The sequence below is a fragment of the Actinomadura sediminis genome, assembly GCF_042675525.1.
Classification (GTDB): domain Bacteria; phylum Actinomycetota; class Actinomycetes; order Streptosporangiales; family Streptosporangiaceae; genus Spirillospora; species Spirillospora sediminis.
Map to the genome: position 1 here is coordinate 1 of NZ_JBHTJA010000104.1, position 22,856 is coordinate 22,856.

Consider the following 22,856-nt stretch of genomic DNA (forward strand, 5'->3'; position numbering starts at 1 on the left):
CGCCGACAGCCGCCGCGGGCGCGGCAGCGCGGCCCGCTGCGTCCGCGCGGCCATCCGCAGCGCGTCCCCGGCGTGCAGCCCCGCCCGCGTCACCAGCGCGTGCGCGCGCGGCACCAGCGGCGTCAGCGGCAGGACGAACGGCTGCGCCGCCACCAGGTGCGGCGCCGTCCGGGTCAGCAGCGTCCCCCGTTCGACGGCGCTCTCGTGCGCCACGTCCACCTGCCCCGACGCCAGGTACCGCAGCCCGCCGTGGATCAGCTTCGAACTCCACCGCGACGTCCCGAACGCCAGATCGTGCGCGTCGATCGCGGCGACCGACAGCCCCCGCGACGCGGCGTCCAGCGCCGCCCCGGCCCCCGTGGCGCCCAGCCCGACGACCAGGACGTCCACGACCTCGTCCGGCAACGCCGCCAGCTCGCGCGCGCGCCGCTCCCGGTTCAGCGACGATCGTCCGGGTGCATCAGTCATGGCGTGAGCCCTCTCTAACGTGCGGTGCGGGCCGGTGGAGCCCCCGCCGGTGCGGACCTGTGGCGGCGGGGGACCGGAGCGGGGCCGGTGGACGCCGCCGCCGGGTGGCGGCCGAGGGGGCGCGGTCGGCGAGCGGCGCGGCGGTCATGGGGCGAGGAGCCGGTCGAGGGCGTCGCGCAGTTCGGCGTCGAACGCGGCGGCGGAGAGCTCGGGGTCGTCCTCGTCGATCACGGTGCGGCCCGACAGCCCGTAGGACTGGACGACCAGCAGCAGAGCGCGCGCCTGCCGCGCCGGGTGGCCGGGACGGACGGTGCCGTCGGCGTGCCCGGCGGCGATCGCCTCCTCGAACAGGTCCAGGAACGCCCGCTGGCTGGCGCCGAGGCGGTCGAGGACGTAGGGGAGCAGCAGCTCGGGGTCCACGTCGACGATCTTGCGGAGCAGCGGGTGGCCGCGGAACGCGCGGACCCCCTCGACGAGGCCGTCCACCAGCCGTTCGCGCACCGGGCGGCCGTCGTCCGGCGGCTGCACGGCGGCGCCGATCTCCACCCACTCGCGGGTCATCAGGTCGGCGACGATCGTGCGGACGTCCGGCCAGCGGCGGTACAGCGTCATCCGCGAGACGCCGGCGCGGCGCGCGATGTCGGTCAGCGTCGTCCGGCGCACGCCGACCGCGAGGACGCAGTCGCGGGCGGCGTCCAGGACGGTGTCGTCGGCGGTCCGGGCGCCGGTCCCATTGTGACGATTCGACGTCATGTGTCACAGTGTAAGCCACACGGAACGACGAGCCGGGAGGCAGGGTGGACACGCGCGACATGCGGTGGAGCGGCTGGGGGGACCCCGACCGGGCGGCGCCGCTGCCCGAGCCCGTCGTCGGATTGCTGCGGGACGTGCTCGGCGTGCGGACGGGCGACGCGCGGCCCGTCGACCTCGCCGGGATCGCGCCCGCCGAGCCCCGGCTGGACGCGGCCGAACTCGCCGCGCTCGCCGCCGCCGCGGGCGGCGCCGAACACGTCCGCACCGACGCCACCACGCGCGTCCGGCACACGCGCGGCAAATCGACGCCCGACCTGCTGCGCGTACGCGCCGGGGAGACGTCCGCCGCGCCCGACGCCGTCGTCCTGCCCGGCGGGCACGACGAGGTCCTCGCGGTGCTGCGGGCCTGCACCGACCACCGGATCGCCGTCGTCCCGTTCGGCGGCGGCACGTCCGTCGTCGGCGGGCTCGCCCCGCAGGGCGTCGACCGGTTCATCGCCCTCGACCTGCGCCGGATGGACGCCCTCGTCTCGATCGACCACGAGTCCCGCACGGCCGTCCTGCAGCCCGGCCTGCGGGCGCCCGACGCGGAGGCCCTGCTCGCCGGGCACGGGTACACGCTCGGGCACTTCCCCCAGTCGTACGAATGGGCGACGATCGGCGGATTCGCCGCCGCCCGGTCCAGCGGGCAGGCGTCCGCCGGGTACGGCCGCTTCGACGACATGGTGCTCGGGCTCACCGTCGCGACCCCCGAGGGCACCCTCGACCTCGGCCGCGCGCCGAAGTCCGCCGCGGGGCCCGACCTGCGCCAGCTCGTCCTCGGCTCCGAGGGCGCCTTCGGCGTGATCACCTCGGTGACCGTCCGGATCCACCCGACCCCCGCCGAACGCGCCTACGAGGGCTGGCGGTTCCCGTCGTTCGCCGAGGGCGCCGCCGCGCTCCGCCGCCTCGCCCAGGACGGCCCGCTCCCCGCGGTCCTGCGCCTCTCCGACGAGACCGAGACCCTGATCGGCCTCGCCGACCCGGCCGCGCTCGGCTCCGGCTCCGCCGCCGCGGGCTGCCTCGCCGTCCTCGGCTTCGAAGGGACCGCCGCGCGGGTCGCCGACCGGCGCGCCCGCGCCGCCGAGGTCCTGCGCGACGCGGGCGGCGAACCCCTCGGCGCCGAACCCGGCGAGAAATGGGCGCACGGCCGCTTCGACGCCCCCTACCTGCGCGACTCCCTGCTGGACGTCGGCGCGTTCGTCGAGACGCTGGAGACCGCCGGCTTCTGGTCGCGGATCCCCGGCCTCTACGACGCCGTCCGCAACGCCCTCATCGGCACCCTCTCCGGCTCGGGCACGCCGCCTCTCGTGATGTGCCACATCTCGCACGTCTACCACTCGGGCGCGTCCCTGTACTTCACGGTCGTCTCCGCCCAGGGCGAGGACCCCCTCCCGCACTGGGACGAGGCGAAGCGCGCCGCCAACGACGCGATCGTCGGCGCGGGCGGGACGATCAGCCACCACCACGGCGTCGGCACCGACCACCGCGACTGGTACGAGCGCGAGATCGGCCCCCTCGGCGGCGCCGTCCTGCGCGCCGTCAAGGACCGCCTCGACCCGGCCGGGATCCTCAACCCCGGCGTCCTCGTCCCCCCGGCCGGGGAGTGACCGTGCCGCGCGCCTTCACCGCCGTCGTCAACCCCGCCGCCGGGGGCTCGGCGTCCGCCGCCTCGCTCATCCCGCTCGCCCGCGCCCTCCGCGACGCCGGCGCCGACCTCGTCGTCGAGTACAGCCGCGGCCTCGACCACGCCGCCGACCTCGCCCGCGCCGCCGCCTCCGCCGGGCGCGTCGTCCTCGGCGTCGGCGGCGACGGCATGGTCGGCCGCGTCGGCGGCGCCCTCACCGGGACCGGCGCCCTGTTCGGCGTCGTCCCCGCCGGACGCGGCAACGACATCGCCCGCCAGCTCGGCGTCCCGTCCGAACCGGCCGCCCTCGCCCGCCTCCTCCTGGACGGCGAGCCGCGCGCCGTCGACGCCGTCGAGGCCAACGGCACGGCCGTCCTCGGCAGCGTCTACGCGGGCGTCGACGCCGTCGCGAACGCCAACGCCAACGCGTCCCGCCTGCTGCGCGGCTCCGCCGCCTACTACGTCGGCGCCCTGCGCGCCATCGTCGCCTGGCGCCCCGCCGACTACCGGGTCACCGTGGACGGCGCGGAGCACCGGTTCCGCGGATACAGCGTCGTCGCCGCCAACTCCGGCTACTACGGCTCCAACAAGCACATCGCCCCGGACGCCCGCGTGGACGACGGCCTCCTCGACGTCGTCCTCGTCCGCTCGGCGCCGAAACCCCTCTTCTTCGCCGTCATGCGCGAACTCGAGGCCGGGACGCACGTCCGCCGCCCCCAGGTCGACGTCCTGCGCGGCCGGGAGGTCCGCATCGAGCTCACCGGCCCGCCCGGGCGCACCCTGCCCTACGGCGCGGACGGCGAACTCCCCGGCGTCCTCCCCGTCACCGCCCGCATCCTCCCCAAAGCCCTGCGGGTCCTCGCCCCCGCGCCGCAGCCGCCGAACTAGCCCTCTGACCAGCGCATATGTGCGGCCTACCAGATTTGGGTCATGCGTTTGGGGCGATTTACGCGGCCATTACGGCCATCCGGATAGCGTCGTATACGTCCCGCTAAGGGACCTTGGGGCCGTCTGCGGACGCATCATGAGAAGGCGATTGCTCGCCGTTCTGGGGGGACTCATGATTCCCGCGGACGCCCTCCACGTGGCAGCGTCGGCGTCTCTGGGGGTGGCGCCGACGCTGCTGTGTTTTCTGGTGGCGCCCTCGGCGTCAGGCCCCGGGGGGCCTTCCTTCAACGGGCGCCACGTGCGATTGCTGCATCGCTCCGACTCGCCCAGGGGCTCACGTGCTTATTGCAAGCCCCTCGGCGTCAGGCCCCTAGGGGGCCTTCCTTCAACGGGCCTTGCTGCGATTGCTGCATCGCTCCGACTCGCCCAGGGGCTCGCTGCGCGATCAAGTTCTCGCGAGCTCGAACTTGCCTTCGGACGCAATCGCGGTGATTTCGGCCCGCTGTGGCCGGGGTGATGGTGGTGAGGGACGTCGCCGCTCGCCGCTCGCCGCTCGCCGCTCGCCGCTCGGGGCTCGGTGAGCGGTCAGGGGGGCGCCGGCCTGGACTTGCCTTCGGACACGTGATCGCGGTGTTTCCGGTTCGTTGTGGCCGGGTGCGGGCGGTGCGCTCGGTCAGCAGGGCGGGTAGAGGGGGCGGGTGCCGGTGGAGCGGGCGGCCGGGTCGGTGAAGCGGCAGCCGTAGCGCGGGTCGGCGATCTCGTCCGGGCGGGACACGTCGTCCCCGGCCGGGCGCTTCCCGCCGCGCTCCCACCGCACCAGGTCGTCCCACGCCGCGCCGACCTCGGCGGGGCTGAACTCGCAGTGCCCGATCGAGCGGATCGCGCGCTGGACGACCAGGTCCTCCCGGCCGTGCCGGGCCGCGTCGGCGCGGTACCGCCGCTCCATGGAGAACGGCACGAAAAGGTCCCCCAGATTGTGCAGCGACACGACCGGCACGGTCGGGCGCCCGGCGACGCTCGCCACCGGCGTCAGGCTGCGGGTGGCCCTGGCCCGCCGGTCCACCGGGGGCACGCGCTGCACGGTGGCGTTGACGTCGACGGGACGGTCCGGGGCGTAGCGGGTGGACAGGTTCGTCGCCACGCGCCCCGGCTCCTGGGCGAGGGACCCGCCGGAGTCCTCGTGCGCGAGGCTGAACAGGAAGTCCTTCCAGTAGGCGAACGCCGCCCGGGAGCCGGGCCGCGCGCCGCCGCTGCGGTTCACGACGACGGCGCGGAACTGCCTCCCCCGCTCGTTCGCGGTGTCCGGGCCGCCGGGCCGCAGCCCGGTCAGGCCGAGCCGCTCCTGGATCTTCGGCACGACCGACGTCTGGTAGTCCGGCGGCGTCGGATGCGCGGGCAGGTCCGCGAGGTCCTGGGCGACGAGCTGGTAGTCGAGGACGAAGTCGAACAGTTCGTGGTCGCCGAGGACCCCGCACATCGGCAGCGCGCCGTCGTACAGGGAGGGGAACTGCTCGATCGAGCGGACGGTGACGTGCCCGCCCATCGAGACCCCGGCGAGGAACGTCTTGCGCGGCCTGCCCACCGTCCGGGTGAAGTGGCCGACCAGCGCCGCGGTGCTCAGCACGCCCGCCCGCACGTCGTAGTCGTTCGCGTAGTACGACGACGCGGCCCACGCGTACCCCTGGTCCAGCACCCGCTGCCGCAGGCCGAACCCGGGCGGCTCGACGGTGAGGACGCGCGACGCCCCGCGGTACCCGTGCGCCCACATCACCAGCCGGCCGTTCCAGCGCGGCGGCACCTCGATGGTGTAGGCGGCGTGCCGGTGCACGCCCTGCAGCACCCGCGACGGGCGGCCGTCCACCGTCGCGGGCGGCAACGGCGGATTGTCGATCGTGTAGCCGGGCAGCGGCTCGCCGGGGGGGGGCGTGCGGCCGCCCTGGTCGGCGGCGGCCGGCACGGCGACGAGCGCCACCGCGGCCAGGACGGCGGCCAACATGATCGCGCAACGACGGCGCACGGCCGTCACCTCCCGCCGGTCGCACGGCGGGCGCGTCCCGCGCCGCCGCTGGCTCTGCCCGGATGATCCACGGCCGTCCGGCGCCGGTCAACGGCCGGGCGGCGACGGCGCGACCTCTGGCACGAACGCACAACCGGGCGTCCCGTCCCGGGTGCCCGATGCCCAACGGCGGCGCCTCCGGCGGTGAGGACGTTCGCACCGGTCCCGGGGGCCGCGCCGCGGGACGTTCCGGTTCCGCCGCCGGGGACCGGTCCGTCCCGCGGTCAGGCCGCGGCGGGCGCGAGGAACCGTTCGACGGCGCCGTCGGCGTCGGCGGCGGGCGCCCCGCCGGACAGCGTGTCGTGGACGAACTCGACGGCGGCGTCCTCGATGCCGCAGTAGTTCGAGACGCCGGCCCTCAGCTGGTGGGCGAGCGCGTCGCCGAGACCGTGGCCGGCGTACTCCTCGCGGGACTGGCCGGCCAGTCCCAGCCACAGCATCCGCTTGCCGGCCAGGCGCGCGGTGCGCTGCCCGTAGGCGAAGCCGTAGTTCCACACCCGGTCGATCCAGCCCTTCAGGAGGGCCGGGAGCCCGTACCACCAGACGGGGAAGACGACGACGATGAGGTCGGCGGCGTCGATCCGCCGCATGTGGGCGCGGACCTCGGCCGAGTAGGGCTTGTCGCGGTCGGCCCAGTCCGGTTCGTCCGCGCCGGTCATGCGCGGGTCGAAGCCCTCGGCGTGCAGGTCGAGGACGTCGACGGCGTGCCCGTCCTTCTCCAGCCGGATGCGCGTCCGGTCGGCGATGTGGGCGGTGAGGGAGTCGGCGCGGTGGTGGGCGACGACGAGCAGTGCGGTGGCCATGGGGTGTGTCCCTTCCGGTGGTCAGAGGCGGACGAGCGTCTTGCCGGTGTTGGCGCCGCGCAGGTTGCCGAGGAGGGCGGCCGGGGCCCGGTCGAGGCCGTCGTAGACGGTCTCCTCGGTGTGCAGGGTGCCGTCGGCGAGCCAGCCCGCGGCTTTGGCGATGTACTCGGGGAAGAGGTGCAGGTAGGCGCCGACCTGCATGCCGCGCAGGGTGAGCTGCTTGTAGACGATCTGCACGAGGTTGGCGGGGCCGGGGACGGGCGCGGTGGCGTTGTAGCCGCTGATGGCGCCCACCAGCGCGGCGCGGCCGCCGACGTTGAGGGCGTCGATCGCGGCCTCCAGGTGGTCGCCGCCGACGGAGTCGAGGTAGACGTCGATTCCGTCGGGGGCGGCGTCCGCGAGCTGGGCGGCGATGGGGCCGGCGCGGTGGTCGAGGGCGGCGTCGAACCCGAAGTCGGCCAGCAGCTTCCCGGTCTTCTCCGGCCCGCCCGCCGAGCCGATCACCTTCGCGGCGCCCAGCTTGCGGGCGAGCTGCCCGGCGACGCCGCCGACCGCGCCCGCCGCCGCCGAGACGAAGACGACGTCGCCCTCGTGGACGGGCGCCACGTCGGTGAGCGCGGCGTACGCGGTCAGGCCGGTCGCGCCGAGCGCGCCCAGGTACGCCTGGACGGGCGCGAGCGCGGTGTCGACGACGGTGGCGGCGGCCGCGTCCAGCACCGCGTAGTCCCGCCACCCCAGGAAGTGCGAGACGGTCGCGCCGACCGGGACGTCCGCGGACCGCGAGGCGATCACCTCGCCGACCGCCGAGCCCTCCAGCGGGGCGCCGAGCTTGAACGGCGGGAGGACGGGCGAGGGGACGTCGTTCATCCGGCCCCGCATGTACGGGTCGACCGACATCCACGTGTTGCGGACCAGGATCTGGCCGTCCCGCGGCTGCGGCACCGGGGCCTCGGCGAGCGCGAAGTCGGTCAGGGCGGGCTCGCCGACCGGCCGGGCGGCGAGGCGGATCTCACGGCCGGTGAGGGTGCTGTGCGAAGTCATCGGAACTCCCATGGGGGCGGTGCGTCGGTTGATGGCCTCACCCTGCCGCCCGGCGCTTCGGATCTTCTTCAGGTCCGCTGTCGGTAGCCTTCCGGTCATGCGTTTCGGGGTGCTCGGTCCGCTCACCGTGTGGACGGACGAGGGGGCCGAGGTGCGCGTCCCGGAGCTCAAGGTGCGCGCGTTGCTGGCGGACCTCCTGGTCCACCGGGGCCGCCCGGTCCCGGTGGACCGGCTGATCGACGATCTGTGGGGCGGGTCCGCGCGTCCGCCGCGCAACCCCGTGGCTACGCTCCAGACGCGGGTGTCGCAGCTGCGGCGGGCGCTGGCGGCCGCCGAGCCGGGCGGGCGCGGGCTGGTCGTGTCGCGGGCGCCGGGCTACCTGCTGCGCACCGGTCCGGAGGCGGTGGACGGCGACCGGTTCCACGCGCTGGCCGCGCGGGGCCGCGCGGCCCGGGACCCGCGGGCCAGGGCCGCCCTGCTGGCCGACGCGCTCGCGCTGTGGAGGGGACGGGCGTACGCCGACTTCGCCGACGAGGAGTTCGTCCGGCCGGACGTGCTGCGGCTGGAGGACGAACGGCTGGCCGTCCAGGAGGAGCACGCGGAGGTCCGGCTGGAGCTCGGCGAGCACGCCGCGCTCGCGGCCGAGCTGGGCGCCCTGGTGGCGCGGCATCCGCTGCGGGAACGGCTGCGGGCGGTGCAGCTGCGCGCGCTCTACCGGGCGGGGCGGCAGAGCGAGGCCCTGGCCGGGTACGAGGAGCTGCGGCGCCGGCTGGCCGAGGAACTCGGTGTGGACCCGAGCCCCGAGCTGGCGTCGCTGCACCGGGCGATGCTCGAACAGGATCCCGCCCTGGACGCGCCGCGCACGGGCCCGCCCGCCGCAGCCGCGCCGCCCGCGCGTCCGGCGGCCCGCACGAACCTCCCCGCGCCGCTGACCGGTCTCGTCGGGCGCGAGACCGCGGTCTCCGAGGTGCGCGCCCTGCTGGACGAGTCGCGCCTCGTCACCCTGACCGGGCCGGGCGGGGTCGGCAAGACGCGGCTCGCCCTCGAGGCCGCGCGGGCGCTCGCCGACGAGGACGCGGGCGGGCGCTTCCCGGACGGCGTCTGGCTGGTGGAGCTGGCGGGGCTCGACCGGGCCTCCGGCGCGACCCCGGCCGACGCGATCGCGATGGTGCTCGGTGTCCGCGACGACGACGCACCCACCGTCGGGCCGGGGCGGCGGACGCCGGTGGAACTGCTCGCCGGTGCGCTCGCCGCCCGGCGGCTGCTGCTCGTCCTGGACAACTGCGAGCACGTCGTCGATCAGGCGGCCGTGCAGGTCGCCGCCCTGCTGCGGGCCGCGCCCGGACTGCGGGTGCTCGCCACCGGCCGGACGTCGCTGGCGCTGTCCGGCGAGCGGCTGTGCGGCGTGCCGCCGCTGGGCAAGGCCGACGCCGTCCGGCTGTTCACCGCCCGCGCGGCCGCCGCGGCGCCCGGGTTCGCGCCCGGTCCCGGCGACACGGCGGCGATCGCCGCCGTCTGCCGCCGGCTGGACGGGCTCCCGCTCGCCGTCGAGCTGGCCGCCACCCGTGTGCGGGCGCTCGGGGTGGACGGGGTCGCCGACCGGCTCGACGACCGGTTCCGGCTGCTGACGTCGGGCGGCCGGGACGCGCCCGCCCGCCAGCGGACGCTGCGCGCCGTGATCGACTGGTCGTGGGACCCGCTGGCCGAGGACGAGCGCACCGTGCTCCGGCGGCTCGCCGTGCACGCGGACGGCTGCACGCTGCCGGCGGCCGAGGAGGTGTGCGCGGCCGACGGTGTCGACGTCCTGGACGTCCTGGCGCGGCTGGTCGACCGGTCGCTCGTCGTCCCGGTCGCGGGAGCCGCGCACGGGCCCCGCTACCGGCTGCTGGAATCGGTGAAGGCGTACTGCGCCGAACGGCTGGACGAGGCGGGCGAGTCCGCGGAGATCCGGGCCCGGTTCGTCCGGTACCACGTCGAGCTGGCGGAGCGGGCCGCGCCGCACCTGTACGGGCACGACCAGCGGCGGTGGCTGGAGCTGCTCGACGCCGAGACGGCGAACCAGCGCGCCGCCCTGGAGGAGGCGGCGCGGCTCGGGCCCGCGGCGGACGCGTTGCGGCTGGTGAACGCGCTGGCCTGGCACCGGTACCTGCGCGGCCGGCCGGCGGAGGCGCTGCGGTCCCTGGACGCGGCGCTGGCCGTTCCGGGCGGGCCGCCGGCGGCCCGCGCGGAGGCGGCGGTGTGGCGCGCCGGGTTCCTGCTGATGGGCGACACCGGGACGGAGCCGGTCGCCGCGGCGCGGGCGCGGGCCGAGGCCCTCCCGGATCCGGGCGCCCGGGCGTGGGCGCAGTGGTTCCTCGCCTTCGCGCATCGCGGTTTCGGTGCGCTGGACGTGACGAGCGACCTGGTGGAACGCGCGCTGGAGGGGTTCCGGGGCCGCGGGGAGCGCTGGGGGACGGCGGCGGCGCTGAGCGTCCGGGCGACCGTGCACCGGGCGCGCGGCGAGCTGGCCGCCGCGCACCGCGACGCCGCGGAGAGCGAGGCGCTGTTCCGCGGGCTGGGGGACCGCTGGGGGCGGCTGAAGGCGAGCAACACGCTCGGCGAGCTGGCCGAGATCGCCGGAGACCACCCGCGGGCGGCCGCACTGCACCGCGAGGGCCTGCGGATGGCCGAGGAGCTCGGCCTCTGGACGGAGGCGTCGTTCCGGCTGTCCGGTCTCGGCCGGATCTCCCTCCTCACCGGGGACCACGCCGCCGCCGACGACCGGCACCGCCGCGCCCTGGCGCTGGCCGCCGAGCAGTCGAACCCGGTCGCCGAGCACTTCGCCGCGGTCGGCCTGGCGCTGTCCGCCCGGCGGCGCGGCGACCTCGGCGGGGCAGAGGCGCGGCTGCTCCCGTGGGTGGACTGGATCCGCACGGTCGACGGGGAACCGGGGCTCGCCCTCGTCCTCGCCGAACTCGGCTTCGTCGCCGAACTGCGCGGCGACGCCGGCGCGGCGCTCGCCCGGCATCGGGACGGGCTCGCCGCCGCCCGCCGGATCGGCGACCCGCGCGCCGTCGCGCTCGCCTACGAGGGCCTCGCCGGGGCGCGGTCGCTCGCGGGCGACGCCCGTCCCGCGGCGCGGCTGCTGGGCGCGGCCGCCGCCCTCCGCGCATCGGTGGGCGCCCCGCTGCCGGACGCCGAACGCGGCGACGTCGACCGCATCACCGCCCGGGTGCGGGCGGCCCTGGGGGACGGGGCGTTCGCGGCCGAGTTCGCCCGCGGGGAGGCGGACCCGGACCCGGCGTCCGGCTGAGCCGGGCGGCGGCGCGCGGGCCCGCGGCGGCCCGGTCCACGGCCGGGTCCCGGTTCGCCGCGACCGGGAAACGCGGGCCGTCGCGGGCCTTCGGATCGGCGGGGGCGCAACTAGACTTCACGGGTCGCCGCCTTTCCCCCGGAGGTCTTCTGTGCGTGCTGAATCGGCCGGTTCTGGTGGCATGGAGGACGGCAACTCGCGGACGTCCGAGGCCGGGGCCGGGTGGGGGTGCCGGAAGCCGGGGTCGTTCCGCGAACTGCTGCCGGAGCGGGTGCCGGACTTCTCGTGGCGGCGGCCGCGGGTGCTGTGGCGGTCCCGCAACGACGTGATCGCGAAGTGGCTCGGGGACCCGTCCGGGGCGCTCCGGCGGCGCTGCGTCGCGGCGCTGCGGGAGCGGGGGACGCCCGCGGCGTTCACCGTGCACCGGCCCGAGCCCGAGTTCTCGTTCGTCCTGCTGGGCGACACCGGGGAGGGGGACCGCTCGCAGTACGCGGTGGTGCCGCCGCTGCTGAACGCGGGCGCGGGAACCGACTTCATGATCATCGCGAGCGACGTCATCTACCCGGCGGGCGAGGCCGCGGACTACCCGGAGCGGTTCTTCCGCCCGTACAAGGACTACCCGGGACCGGTGTTCGCGGTGCCGGGGAACCACGACTGGTACGACGGGCTGCGGGGCTTCCTGCACGTGTTCTGCGGGCTCGACATGGACTGTACGCCGCCGAAGTGGGGCGGGCCGCTCGGGTGGCTCGCGGGGCTGCTGTGGCGCGAGGCCGGCGACGTCGACGCGGAGGCGATCGCGGAGGCCCGCAGGACGTACCGGGGCGCGGCGGGGCAGCGGTCGGCGCAGCCGGGGCCGTACTGGGTGATCGACACCCCGTCGCTGCGGATCGTGGGCGTCGACACCGGCATCGCGGGCGGGATCGACCGCGACCAGGGCGAATGGCTGCGGGGAGTGTCCGGGGGGCCGAAGCCCAAGCTGCTGGTCACCGGGAAACCCCTGTACGTGGACGACGAGCACCACCCGTGCCCGATCGAGGGCGGCGGGACGGTCGACGAGATCGTCCGCGACCCGGCGCACAACTACGTCGCGGCCATCGGGGGCGACATCCACAACTACCAGCGGTACCCGATGACGCGGGGGGACGGACGTCCGCTGCAGTACGTCGTCGCGGGCGGTGGGGGCGCGTTCATGCACGCGACGCACACGATCCCCCGGACGCGGTCCGTGCAGGAGGGCGACTTCCGCTGCTACCCGCTGCGGGGCGACTCCCTGTCGCGGTACAGCAGGCTGTACGGGCGGTGGCTGCGGCTGCCGAAGCTGTTCGACCTCACGCCGGAGGAGGCCACGGCGGCGGTGCGGCGGCGGATCGGCGTCGAGCCCGGCCGGGGTTACGAGCGGCGCGAGGTGCCGATGCGGGCGCGGTTCGTCGCGTGGGCGCTGGGGGTGCCGCGCGGGGACCGGCGGCGGCGGGGGGCGCTGCGGCTGCCGGTCCGCAAGCTGCCGCAGCGGTTCCGGTCGGAGCTGGCCGACTGGGACGAGCCGCCGTTCTTCAAGAGCTTCCTGCGGCTGGACGTCACCGCGGACGAGCTGCGGATCCGATGCCACGCCGCGACCGGGTGCGGCGACCACGAGACGTTCCCGCCGGTCGAGGACGAGGTGCGGATCCCGCTGCGGTAGGACGACTTTCACGATCTTGTCGCACGACCGTGCGGCGGACGTTACAGTTCTTGATCACCACACGGGTGAACGGCTTCCCACAGGAGAGTGCATTGAGTTACCCCCAACAGCAGGGGCAGGGCCGACCTCAGCAGGCGTACCAGGGCGGATACGCGCCCGCCCCGGCGCAGCAGCACGCGCCCGCGGCCGCCGGCACCGGCGCCAACATGAAGCGGCGCAACCCGCTCGGCGCCTGGCTCGGCCTGCCCGTCATCACGTTCGGCATCTACGGCCTGGTGTGGTTCTTCAAGGTCCACGCCGAGCTGTACCGCTACGACCGGCGGGTCGGCGACTCCGCCCTCAACGCGCTGCTGTCGATGCTCTTCGGCGCCATCACCCTCGGCATCTGGCCGCTGGTGATGTGGGTCAAGCTCGGCGGCCGCATCGCCCAGGCGCAGCGCGCCGCGGGCCTGCCCGCGAGCTGCAGCGGCGGCATCGGCTTCCTGCTCGGCCTCATCGGCTTCGGGGTGCTGTACTACCAGATCCAGCTCAACAAGGTCGTCGACCGCTACGGCGGGACGCCGCCCGAGCAGCAGGTCTCGCTCGTCGCCTGACCACGGGGGCCACGGCCCTGGCCCCTCCGGACCCCTCCGCGCTCACCCGTCGCGGAGGGGTTCTCCCGTTCTGTCGGTGGGCCCCGCCAGAATGGGCGGGTGCGGATGGCGGCGGCCGCGGGGCCCGGCGGCGAGGGAGAGCTGCGGCCCCTCGCCGAGGACGGGACGCCCGCGGGGCCCGTGCGCGCCGTCCCCGACCTGGTCGCCGCTATCGCGGACGCCGAGCGGGACGCCGGGCCCCGCTGGGTCTGGGCGTCCACGGCACGGCTCTACCCGCGGCTGCTGGCCGCCGGCGTCCGGGTGGCCAGATGCCACGACCTCGAACTCGTCGAGAACCTCCTGCTCGGGCACGCCGGGCGGCACGGGGAGCCGCGGTCGGTCGCGGCGGCGCGGGCCCGGCTGCACGGCGCGCCCGTCCCGCCCGACCCGGCGCCCGTGCGGGAACCGGCGCAGGCGTCGCTGTTCGACTCCGAGCCGGACGCGCCGGACGACCTCGCGGCGATCGTCGAGGTGCACGCGGCGCAGCGGCGCGCGATGGCGGAGCTGGACGGGTTCCCGCTGCTCGCGGCGGCGGAGTCGGCGGGATCGCTGGTCGCCGCCGAACTGGGCCACGACGGGCTGCCGTGGTCGGCGCGGGAGCACGACGCGCTGCTCACCGAGCTGCTCGGGCCGCGCCCGTCCGGCGGGCTGCGGCCCCGCCGGCTGCAGGACCTCGCCGACCGGATCGCCGCCGCGTTCGGCCGGCGCGTCAACCCCGACTCGCCCGCGCAGATCCTCAAGGCGTTCGCGGCGGCGGGCCTGCCGGTGCCGTCGACACGGGCGCACGTCCTGAAGGGGATCGACCACCCGGCCGTGCCGCTGCTGCTGGAGTACAAGGAGCTCGCCCGGCTGCACACGGCGCACGGGTGGGCGTGGCTCGACACGTGGGTGAAGGACGGCCGGTTCCGCGCCGAGTACGTCGTCGGCGGGGTCGTGTCGGGGCGGTGGGCGACGAGCGGCGGCGGCGCGCTGCAGATCCCGCGGGTACTGCGGCGGGCGGTGGTCGCCGACCCCGGGTGGCGGCTGGTCGTCGCGGACGCCGCCCAGCTGGAGCCGCGGGTCCTGGCGGCCCTCGCCGGGGACCGGGCGTTCGCCGACGCCGCCGCCCACGGCGACCTGTACGCCGCGCTCGCCGAGGCGTTCACGGCCGGGCCCGAGCTGAGCGCCCGCGACAAGGCGAAGCTGGCGCTGCTGTCGGCGATGTACGGAGGCGGGACGGGCGAGGCCGTGCAACTGCTCGCGGTGCTGAAGCAGCGTTTCCCCGACGCGTTCGGGTACGTCGAGGCGGCCGCCCGCGCGGGCGAGCGGGGCGCGCTCGTCCGGTCCCTGCTCGGCCGGACGTGCCCGCCGCCGTCCGCGGGCTGGCGGGCGCTGACATCCGACGACGGGGGCGCGTCGGCGCTGCGCGGCCGGGGCAGGTTCACCCGCAACTTCGTGGTGCAGGCGACCGCCGCCGACTGGGCGCTGGCGCTGCTCGGGGCGCTGCGCCGCCGCCTCACCGGGCTGGGGCCGCCGCGGCTGGTGTTCTTCCAGCACGACGAGGTGATCGTGCACGCGCCCGCGGAACTGGCCGGGGACGTCGCGGACGCGGTGCGGGCGGCGGCGGACGAGGCGCGCCGCCTGCTGTTCGGCGGCACGCCCGTCGTGTTCCCGATGGAGATCGCGGTCGTGGACCGGTACTCCGAAGCGAAGTGACCCGCGGGTCAGCGCGCGGCGGTGTAGGACGGCCGCGAGTTCAGCGCGTCGACGTCGGAGAACGACGTCCGCCGGTACGCGCTGGCGATCGTCTTGAGCTCCTCCGGCGCGAGCACCTCCTCGATGGACGTGAACCCCTCCGGGGCGCGCTGGCTCACCGTGTGCAGGACGCGGTCGGCGGGCATGTCCCGGCAGGCCAGCACGATCGCGTTGACGTTCTCGCGGCGTTCCCGCTCGTAGGCGAGCAGGCCCTCGACGGGGCCCGCGGCGGCCAGCTCGTGCGCCAGGACCCGGGCGTCCAGGACGGCCTGCGAGCCGCCGTTCGACCCGATCGGGTACATCGGGTGGGCGGCGTCGCCGAGCAGGGTGACGCGGCCGAACGTCCAGCGGTCGAGGGGCTCGCGGTCGACCATCGGGTATTCGAGGATCTCGTCCGACGCGCGCAGCATCGCGGGGACGTCCAGCCAGTCGAACGTCCAGTCGGCGAAGTGCGGCAGGACGTCCTCGAGGCGGCCCCGCCGGTTCCAGTCGGCCGTCCGGTCGAGCCGGTCGTCGGCCAGCTTCACCTCGGCCACCCAGTTCAGCAGCGCCTTCCCGCGGCGCTCGGCGCGCTTGGAGATCGGGTAGACGACGAGCTTCGCGGCGGCGTTGCTGCCCGCGACGGCGAGGGTCCGGCCGGTGAGGAACGGCTCGCCCTCGCAGACCCCGCGCCACATCCGGATCCCGTTCCACAGCGGCGCGCGCTCGTCCGGGTACAGCCGGGCGCGGACGGCCGAGTGCAGCCCGTCGGCGCCGACGAGCACGTCGGCCTCCTCGGTGCGGCTCTCGCCGGACGCCCGGTCCCGCAGCCGGGCCCGCACCGCGGCGCCGTCCTGCTCGAACTCCTCGAAGACGGTGCCGGTGCGGACGGCGCCGTCGCCGAGCCGCTCCCGGACGGCGTCGAGCAGCGCCATCTGCAGCTCGCCGCGGTGGATCGAGTACTGCGGCCAGTTGTAGCCGAGGTCGCGGCCGCGGGGCTCGCCCCAGATACGGCCGCCGTACCGATCGAAGTGCACCATCTCGGCGGTGGGAATGCCGATCTCGGCGAGCTCGTCGCCCAGGCCGAGCTCGGTCAGCTCCCTGACGGCGTGCGGCAGCAGGTTGATGCCGACCCCGAGCGGGCGCAGCTCCCGGGCGGCGTCGACGACGACCGGGTCCGCCCCCGCCTCGTGCAGGCTCAACGCGGTGGTGAGCCCGCCGATCCCGGCCCCCACGATGAGTACGCGCATGAATCGCCCTTCGTTGGTCCCGGGAGCGGTGGGACCGTCGGTGGGCGGCCCCGCCCCCGGGTCGTGTCAGCGCCGCCGTGGCGGCGGTCCTTGTGGCCGGGCCGGATCGCCGTGGGACCCGGCCCGCGGACCGGACGCCGCGTCCGGTCCGCACACGCCATGATCTACGATTTGGGATCCGAATTCGGCCGGTTGTCCGATTCCGGCTCGTTCTTCGCCTCCGGTCCGCCGGGCGTTCCCCCGCCGGCCCCGTTGCCGGCGGGCACGCTCGTCCGAGCGGAGTCCCGGCGGCCGCGCGCGAGAGCTACCCGGCGTCCTTGCCGGTCCTCTTCGCGGCGGCCTTGGCGACGGACCCGCCGCTCTTCGCCCCGGTCTTCGCCCCGGTCTTCGCGGCGGGGGCCTCGGCCTTCGGGCCGTCCTGCCGCTCCGCCGCCGTCCCGGCCTCGCCCTCGGACCCGGTGTCGGCCTTCTCGGTGTCGGCCTTCTCGGTGTCGGCCTTCTCGGTGTCGGCCTTCTCGGTGTCGGACGCCTCGGTCTGCGCAGCGTCGGTCTTCGTGTCGTCGACCTTCCCGACCTGCGGCTTCGCGTCCTCGGCCTTCTTGGCGTCGGCCTTCTCGGCCTGGGCCTTCGCGTCGTCGGCCTTCTTGGTGTCGGCCTTCTTGGCGTCGGCCTGCTCGTCGCCGGCCTTCGTCTCGCCGGACGGCTCGGCCTTCGCGTCGTCGGCCTTGCGGACCGGGCCGTCGTCGGCGGCGTCGGCGCCCTTGCCCGCGGCGGGCGCGGCGCCGGGGACCTTCGCCCCGCCGCGCACCAGCCGGCCCACCTCGGCCCTGAGCCGGATGAACTCGGGCAGCCCGCGGGTCTCGATCTGGTCGCGCTCGCTCGGCAACTCGACCCGCAGGTCGGCGTGCACGCGGGCGGGGGAGCGGTTGAGGACGACGACGCGGTCGCCGACGTAGACGCTCTCGTCGATGTCGTGCGTGACGAGCAGGATCGTCATCTTCTCGTCCCGGTGGACCTTCAGGACGAGGTCCTCCAGGTCCTCCCGCGTCTGCGCGTCGACCGAGCCGAACGGCTCGTCCATCAGCAGCAGGGACGGGCGGTAGGCGAGCGCGCGGGCGATCGACACGCGCTGCTGCATGCCGCCCGACAACTGCCACGGGTACTTCTTGCCCGCGTCCGGGAGGCCGACCGACTCGAGGGCCTCCTGCGCGGCGGCGCGCCGGTCGGCGCGGGACATGCCGCGGCGCCGCAGCGGCAGCGCCACGTTGTCGCGGACGGTGAGCCAGGGGAACAGCGAGCGGCTGTAGTCCTGGAAGACGACCGCGAGGTCGTCCGGCACCCCGTCGATCGGCTTGCCGTTCAGTTCGAGCTTCCCGCCGGTCGGGCGGATCAGCCCGGCGATGCAGCGCAGCAGGGTCGACTTGCCGCAGCCGGACGGGCCGACGATGCTGAGCAGCTCGCCGTCCGCGACCGTGAGGTCGAGGGAGTCGAGGGCGGTGAACCCGTCTCCGTAGGAGTGCGTGAGGCCGTTGATCTCTAGCATCGCGGCCGCCTTTTCTGTGTGTGCGTTACGTGGAACATCGTCAGGTCGCGAGCCTCTTGGCGCCGGCGTGCCAGGACAGCAGCCGCCGCTCCAGCAGCATGAAGACGGCGTTGAACAGGAACCCGAGGATGCCGAGCATGACGATGCCGGCCCACATCCGCGGCAGCTCGAACTGGCGCTGCGCGTCCAGCAGTTCGGTTCCGATGCCGACGGTGCTCCCCAGCAGCTCGGACAGCACCATGAGGATCAGCGCGAACGACAGCGCGACCCGCAGCCCCGCGAAGATCTTCGGCGCGGCCGCCGGGAGGATGATCGTCGTCATCCGGCGGAACCGGGAGACGTTGAAGACCCGCGCGGTCTCCAGCTGCAGGGCGTCCACGGAGCGGACGCCGTCGGAGGTGTTCAGCAGCACCGGCCAGATCACGCCGAACGCGATCGTCACGATCCGCATGGTGTCGCTGATCGAGAACACCAGGATGAAGAACGGAAGCAGCGTGGGCGGCGGGACCGCCCGCAGGAACTGCAGCACCGGGTCGAACATGGCGAACAGCACCCGGGACCGTCCGATGGCCGCGCCGATCAGCACGCCGAGGAGGCCGGCGGCGGCCCATCCGATGAACAGGTTCTTCAGGCTGCTGGAGAAGTCCTCCAGCGCGTCGTCGGAGAGGAACAGGTGCGACGCGGGCCCGGAGAACCAGATGTCCTTGAGGGTCCGGACGATCTCCGTGGGCGGCGGGAAGTAGGTCTCGTTCACCGCGCGGGTGACGAGTTCCCAGAGCACGACCGCGGCGGCGACGAGCCACACGCGTTCCAGGGCTCCGCGGCCCAGTTTCAGCGCCTTCACGAGACCCCCTCCGCCCGCGCGGTGTTCCAGCGGAACGCGATCCGCTCGAAGAGCAGCAGCAGGCCGTTGGCCAGCAGGCCGAGCATCCCCGCCCAGCACGCGCCGGCGAGCAACAGGTCGGTGCGGCCGCCGCCCGACTGGGTGTCGGAGAGGTAGATGCCGATGCCGTCCCACCCGCCGGCGAACAGCTCGGTGCTGATCACGACGATGAGGGCGACGGACGCGGCGATCCGGACGCCGGTGACGATGAACGGCGCGGCGCTCGGCAGGGACACCCGCCACAGCACCGACAGCGTGCCGAACCCGAAGCTGCGGAGGCTCTCCTTGGCCACGGGGTCGACGTCGCGGAGCGCGTAGAGCGTGTTGATGAGGATCGGCCACAGGCACGCGTAGAAGATGAGCGACATCTTCATCTGCAGCGGATCAGCGAACAGGATGATGGCGAGCGGGATGAGCGCGACCGACGGGATCGGGCGGAGCAGTTCGACGAGGGCCCGCGACGCGGTGTCGAGGAGCGGGACCGAGCCGAGCAGGACGCCCAGCGGGACCGCCACGAGCACCGCGAGCGCGAGCCCGCCGAGCCATGCCTGCAGGGAGGCGCCGACGTCGACGAGGAAGTCCTCGTCGACGGCGAGCTTGGCGGCCTCCGCCAGGACGGTCGTCATCGGAGGCAGGGCGTCGCGGTCCAGGAGGCCGGCACGGCTGACGCCCTCCAGGACCGCGAGCACCCCGACTCCGCCGGCCGCGCCCAGCGCGATTCGGCGAACGCTCATGAAACGAGAGTTCATGAAACCTGTGCGATGAGGGTCTTGATGTCGATCTTCTTGTCGATGTAGCCGAACTGCTGCATGACGTCCGGGACCCGCTGGAGGCGCTCGGCGCTCAGGGTGCTGGTGTAGGTGCCGTAGCTCATCGTCGACGCGACCTCGGCGTCGATCTTGGCGTACTTCGGCAGGATGTCCTGGACGACCTTACGGTCGGCGCACAGGCCCGCGGCCTTCTGCAGCGCGCGCTGGAACGCGGCGACGGTCTTCGGGTTCTCCTTCACGAACTTCTCCGTGGAGGCGTAGCCGGCGATCGGGAAGTCGGCGGTGGGGCCGCTCGACAGGTCCGCGACCATGCGCGCGCCGATCGACTGCTGCATCTGGGTGCCGAACGGCTCGATCGCCTGGACGGCCTCGACGCTCTTGGACTTGAGCGCCTGCTCCATGTTCGGCGGCGGCACCTCGACGAAGTCGTCGTCGTCGAAGGTCACGCTCTTCGGCTTGCCGGCCGCCTGCACCATCAGCGTGCTGATGTTCTTCTTGGTGTTGACGCCGATCTTCTTGCCCTTGAGGTCCTCGATCGAGTGGTACGGGGAGTCCTTGCGCACCATCAGCGTGTGGGTCTTCGGGCCGCTCTGGAAGCCCTCCGCGACGATCCTGGGCTTGAAGCCCGGGTCCTTGACGGACGCGGTGACCAGCGAGACGAAGTTGCCGAAGCTGATGTCGAGGGCGCCGCTCTTCAGCTTGGGGATGGCCTCCGCGCCGCCCTGGATGGTCTGGAGCCTGACCTCCAGTCCCTCGTCTTCGAACAGCCCCTTCTCCATGGCGATCTGAACCGGCGCGGTGTCGGCGACGGTCATCGTGCCGAGCGTGATCCTGGAGGTCTCCAGGCCGTTGGCGGAGGCGGTCTCGTCCTCGCCGCCACAGGCGGCGCCGGTGAGGCCGACGGCGATGGCGAGCGCGCCGGCGAGGACCGCGCGACGGTGTGTGACTGGCATGCGCAACGCTCCGTATGCGGGGGAAGCTTGATGAGCTGGGCTGAAAGCTGATCTTTCAACGAGCGGGGAGCGTAGCGCACCGTCGACACGCTAGGGGTGAGATGTCAGGTTTACGTGGACTTATGTGAAGATGCGTAAACAAGCTGTGACTTTGATATCTCCTGCATCACAAGTCCGGACTTGTGTGATCATTCGGGTTGGCCATGATGGTCGCTCTGTGTTGCAATGTTCCGCGCTCGTCCGCAGCGGAGCGGGTGGGCGACACGACCCGAATCTCATTCAGGTCACCGTGCGCCGCGAGCGGTCAACCCAGTGAGAGGTAGCGGAGGGCAGTGCGGAAAGCCGAAGGGGCCGACGGGGCCCCGCAGTCCCCCGAGCAACGCCCGTCTGCCAGTGAAGACGCCCCGAAGAGAGGCTTCCTGGGCGGGCGGTTCCGGCTGCGCAACTGGCGCGTGCGGACGCGTCTGCTGGCCCTCATCGTGGTCCCCACGGTCACGGTCGCGCTCGTCGCCGGACTCCGCGTCGCGGAGTCGATCGAGAACGCCGACGCCTACGAACGGACCGGCCGCCTGGCTACGCTCGGTAAGGAGTTGACTGCGCTCACCCACGAGGTCGAGGGCGAGCGGGACATGACCGCCCGCGCGGCCGCCGGCGGCGCGAACGCCGTCGACCCCGAGGAGCTCAAGACCCAGCAGGACGCCGTGGACGCCGCCGCCCGCAAGGTGCGCGACGCCGCGCAGGACGTCGAGACCGGCTCGGCGGCGCTCGACCTCACCGTCACCAACGTCCTCAACCGCGTCGACGACCTGGGCGCGCTGCGGAAGGTGTCGAGCAGCCTCGCGCCCGGCGTCGTCATCGACCGGTACAGCGACTTCGTCTCCGCGTTCAGCGACTTCCACCAGATCGTCTCGCAGACGGCCCCCACCCCCGAGATCGCGCAGAGCGCCCTGGCCCTGTCCGACCTCGCGCACGCCAAGGACGCCGCGTCGCGCGAGCGGTCGCTCATCGCCTCCGCCATCTGGCAGCAGCGGTTCGAGCCGCTGGAGCGCGCCCGCGTCGAGGACGCCCGCGCCGAGCTGAACGCCAGCATCGACTCCTTCCGCAGCACCGCCACCACCGCGCAGCTCCGGCTCTACGACGACACCGTCACCGGCCCCGAGCTGGACCAGGCCGAGTACACCCGGCTGCTGGTGCTCGCGCGCGCCGACGCGTCCGCGAACCTGTCGGTGCGGTTCAGCGCGAACGCCGCGAAGGACTGGGTGAGCGACTCGTCCGCACGGGTCGACCGGCTCCGGACGGTCGAGCAGAACATCGCCGCCGAACTCGCGGACGACGCCGACGCCGCCCGCGCCGACGCGCAGGTGGACGCGATCCGCGACGCGGTGCTGCTGTTCCTCGTCCTCGCGGTCGTCGTCGCCCTCGTCCTCATCGTCGCCCGCTCGCTGGTGCTCCCGCTGCGGCGCCTGCAGACGGGCGCGCTGGAGGTCGCCGGCACCCGGCTGCCCGGCCTGGTCGAGCGGCTCCGCGACCCGGAGGCCGCGGCCGGCGGCATCGAGGTCGAGCCGATCGACGTCGACTCCCGCGACGAGATCGGCCAGGTCGCGCGGGCGTTCGACGAGGTCCACCGCGAGGCGGTCCGGCTGGCGGCCGACGAGGCCGTCCTGCGAGGCAACATCAACGCGATGTTCGTCAACCTTTCCCGCCGCAGCCAGTCGCTCATCGAGCGCCAGCTCCGCCTCATCGAGGAACTGGAGCAGAGCGAGCGGGACGAGGAGCAGCTCGGCAACCTGTTCCGGCTCGACCACCTCGCCACCCGCATGCGGCGCAACAACGAGAACCTGCTGGTCCTCGGCGGCCAGGAGCAGGTGCGGCGGTGGCGCAAGCCCGTCCCGCTCATCGACGTCGTCCGCGCGTCGCTGTCGGAGGTCGAGCAGTACGAGCGGGTCTCGCTGCGCGTCCAGGGCGACATGACCGTCGCCGGACCCGCCGTCAACGACCTCGTCCACCTGCTGGCCGAGCTGATCGAGAACGCCACCACCTTCTCCTCCGAGCACACCAAGGTGACGGTGTCGGGGCAGCTGCTCAGCGGCGGCGGCTCGATGCTGCAGATCACCGACAACGGCGTCGGCATGTCGCCGGAGGAACTCGAGCAGGCCAACTGGCGGCTGGCGAACCCGCCCGTCATCGACTTCGGCGCCGCGCGCCGCATGGGCCTGTTCGTGGTCGGCCGCCTCGCCGTCCGGCACGGCATCCGCGTCGAGCTGCGCGCCGCGCAGGGCGGCGGCCTCACCGCGTTCGTCGTCCTGCCGGACGCCGTCGTCAGCCCCGGCGAGTCGGGCGGCATCGGCGCCCGCGGCCTGCCCGGCCGCGAGGCCGCCGAGCAGGGGCCGCTGGCCACCCTCACCGCGTCCGCCGAGTCGCCCGCCGTCGGCGCGACCGGCGCGTTCCGGCAGGAGGGGCCCGGCAC

General features: G+C 74.6%; 16 protein-coding genes and 1 pseudogene. 7 read left to right on the forward strand and 10 right to left on the reverse strand.

What is annotated here, in order from left to right; genetic code table 11:
- The coding region (locus tag ACFQ11_RS31210) for an FAD-dependent oxidoreductase (RefSeq protein ID WP_378305218.1) at positions 1–468 on the reverse strand (468 nt) is incomplete at its 3' end.
- A gap of 144 nt (positions 469–612) precedes the next feature.
- Entirely contained in the window at positions 613–1,221 is a 609-nt protein-coding gene (locus tag ACFQ11_RS31215) for a TetR/AcrR family transcriptional regulator (RefSeq protein ID WP_378305220.1), read from the reverse strand.
- A 59-nt stretch (positions 1,222–1,280) separates the two neighbouring features.
- Here ACFQ11_RS31215 and ACFQ11_RS31220 point away from each other — a divergent pair, with 59 nt between their 5' ends.
- Positions 1,281–2,870: an FAD-binding oxidoreductase gene (locus ACFQ11_RS31220; RefSeq protein ID WP_378305247.1), complete on the forward strand. Its 1,590-nt coding sequence runs from the start codon at positions 1,281–1,283 to the stop codon at positions 2,868–2,870.
- Positions 2,871–2,872: 2 nt separating this feature from the next.
- The gene (locus tag ACFQ11_RS31225) at positions 2,873–3,775 is read left to right on the forward strand and encodes a diacylglycerol/lipid kinase family protein (protein ID WP_378305222.1); all 903 of its coding nucleotides are present in this window, start codon (positions 2,873–2,875) and stop codon (positions 3,773–3,775) included.
- 673 nt (positions 3,776–4,448) lie between these two features.
- Here the strand turns inward: ACFQ11_RS31225 and ACFQ11_RS31230 are convergent.
- From ACFQ11_RS31230 to ACFQ11_RS31240, 3 genes are all read right to left on the reverse strand, one after another.
- Complete coding sequence (locus ACFQ11_RS31230; protein WP_378305224.1) at positions 4,449–5,792, reverse strand: DUF6351 family protein; 1,344 nt, start codon at positions 5,790–5,792, stop codon at positions 4,449–4,451.
- Positions 5,793–6,055: 263 nt separating this feature from the next.
- Entirely contained in the window at positions 6,056–6,634 is a 579-nt protein-coding gene (locus ACFQ11_RS31235) for an NAD(P)H oxidoreductase (RefSeq protein ID WP_378305226.1), read from the reverse strand.
- A gap of 21 nt (positions 6,635–6,655) precedes the next feature.
- Positions 6,656–7,675 (reverse strand): NADP-dependent oxidoreductase, encoded by a 1,020-nt coding sequence (locus ACFQ11_RS31240; protein WP_378305228.1) that lies wholly within the window; start codon positions 7,673–7,675, stop codon positions 6,656–6,658.
- A 97-nt stretch (positions 7,676–7,772) separates the two neighbouring features.
- On the opposite strand from ACFQ11_RS31240, the gene ACFQ11_RS31245 reads away from it, so the two are divergent.
- The 4 genes from ACFQ11_RS31245 to ACFQ11_RS31260 all read left to right on the forward strand — a co-directional run bounded on the left by ACFQ11_RS31245 (position 7,773) and on the right by ACFQ11_RS31260 (position 14,972).
- A complete protein-coding gene (locus tag ACFQ11_RS31245) occupies positions 7,773–10,967 on the forward strand; it encodes an AfsR/SARP family transcriptional regulator (RefSeq protein ID WP_378305230.1) in 3,195 nt (1,064 codons plus the stop codon).
- A gap of 181 nt (positions 10,968–11,148) precedes the next feature.
- Complete coding sequence (locus ACFQ11_RS31250; RefSeq protein WP_378305232.1) at positions 11,149–12,645, forward strand: metallophosphoesterase family protein; 1,497 nt, start codon at positions 11,149–11,151, stop codon at positions 12,643–12,645.
- 92 nt (positions 12,646–12,737) lie between these two features.
- Complete coding sequence (locus ACFQ11_RS31255) at positions 12,738–13,238, forward strand: DUF4234 domain-containing protein (RefSeq protein ID WP_378305234.1); 501 nt, start codon at positions 12,738–12,740, stop codon at positions 13,236–13,238.
- Between the two features lie 105 nt (positions 13,239–13,343).
- Complete coding sequence (locus ACFQ11_RS31260) at positions 13,344–14,972, forward strand: bifunctional 3'-5' exonuclease/DNA polymerase (protein ID WP_378305249.1); 1,629 nt, start codon at positions 13,344–13,346, stop codon at positions 14,970–14,972.
- An 8-nt stretch (positions 14,973–14,980) separates the two neighbouring features.
- On the opposite strand, the gene ACFQ11_RS31265 is transcribed toward ACFQ11_RS31260, so the two are convergent.
- From ACFQ11_RS31265 to ACFQ11_RS31285, 5 genes and pseudogenes are all read right to left on the reverse strand, one after another.
- On the reverse strand, positions 14,981–16,240 hold the full coding sequence (locus ACFQ11_RS31265) for a flavin-dependent oxidoreductase (protein ID WP_378305236.1): 1,260 nt from the start codon (positions 16,238–16,240) through the stop codon (positions 14,981–14,983).
- Positions 16,241–17,012: 772 nt separating this feature from the next.
- Positions 17,013–17,783: pseudogene (locus ACFQ11_RS31270) on the reverse strand (ABC transporter ATP-binding protein); the annotation flags it as partial.
- 40 nt (positions 17,784–17,823) lie between these two features.
- The gene (locus ACFQ11_RS31275; RefSeq protein ID WP_378305238.1) at positions 17,824–18,627 is read right to left on the reverse strand and encodes an ABC transporter permease; all 804 of its coding nucleotides are present in this window, start codon (positions 18,625–18,627) and stop codon (positions 17,824–17,826) included.
- Positions 18,624–19,400, reverse strand: a complete 777-nt coding sequence (locus ACFQ11_RS31280; RefSeq protein WP_378305240.1) for an ABC transporter permease — start codon at positions 19,398–19,400, stop codon at positions 18,624–18,626. The genes ACFQ11_RS31275 and ACFQ11_RS31280 overlap by 4 nt, the downstream gene beginning before the upstream one ends.
- Positions 19,401–19,411: 11 nt before the next feature.
- On the reverse strand, positions 19,412–20,389 hold the full coding sequence (locus ACFQ11_RS31285) for an ABC transporter substrate-binding protein (RefSeq protein ID WP_378305242.1): 978 nt from the start codon (positions 20,387–20,389) through the stop codon (positions 19,412–19,414).
- A gap of 452 nt (positions 20,390–20,841) precedes the next feature.
- Here ACFQ11_RS31285 and ACFQ11_RS31290 point away from each other — a divergent pair.
- A partial coding sequence (locus tag ACFQ11_RS31290) for a sensor histidine kinase (RefSeq protein WP_378305245.1) occupies positions 20,842–22,856 on the forward strand: 2,015 nt, incomplete at its 3' end.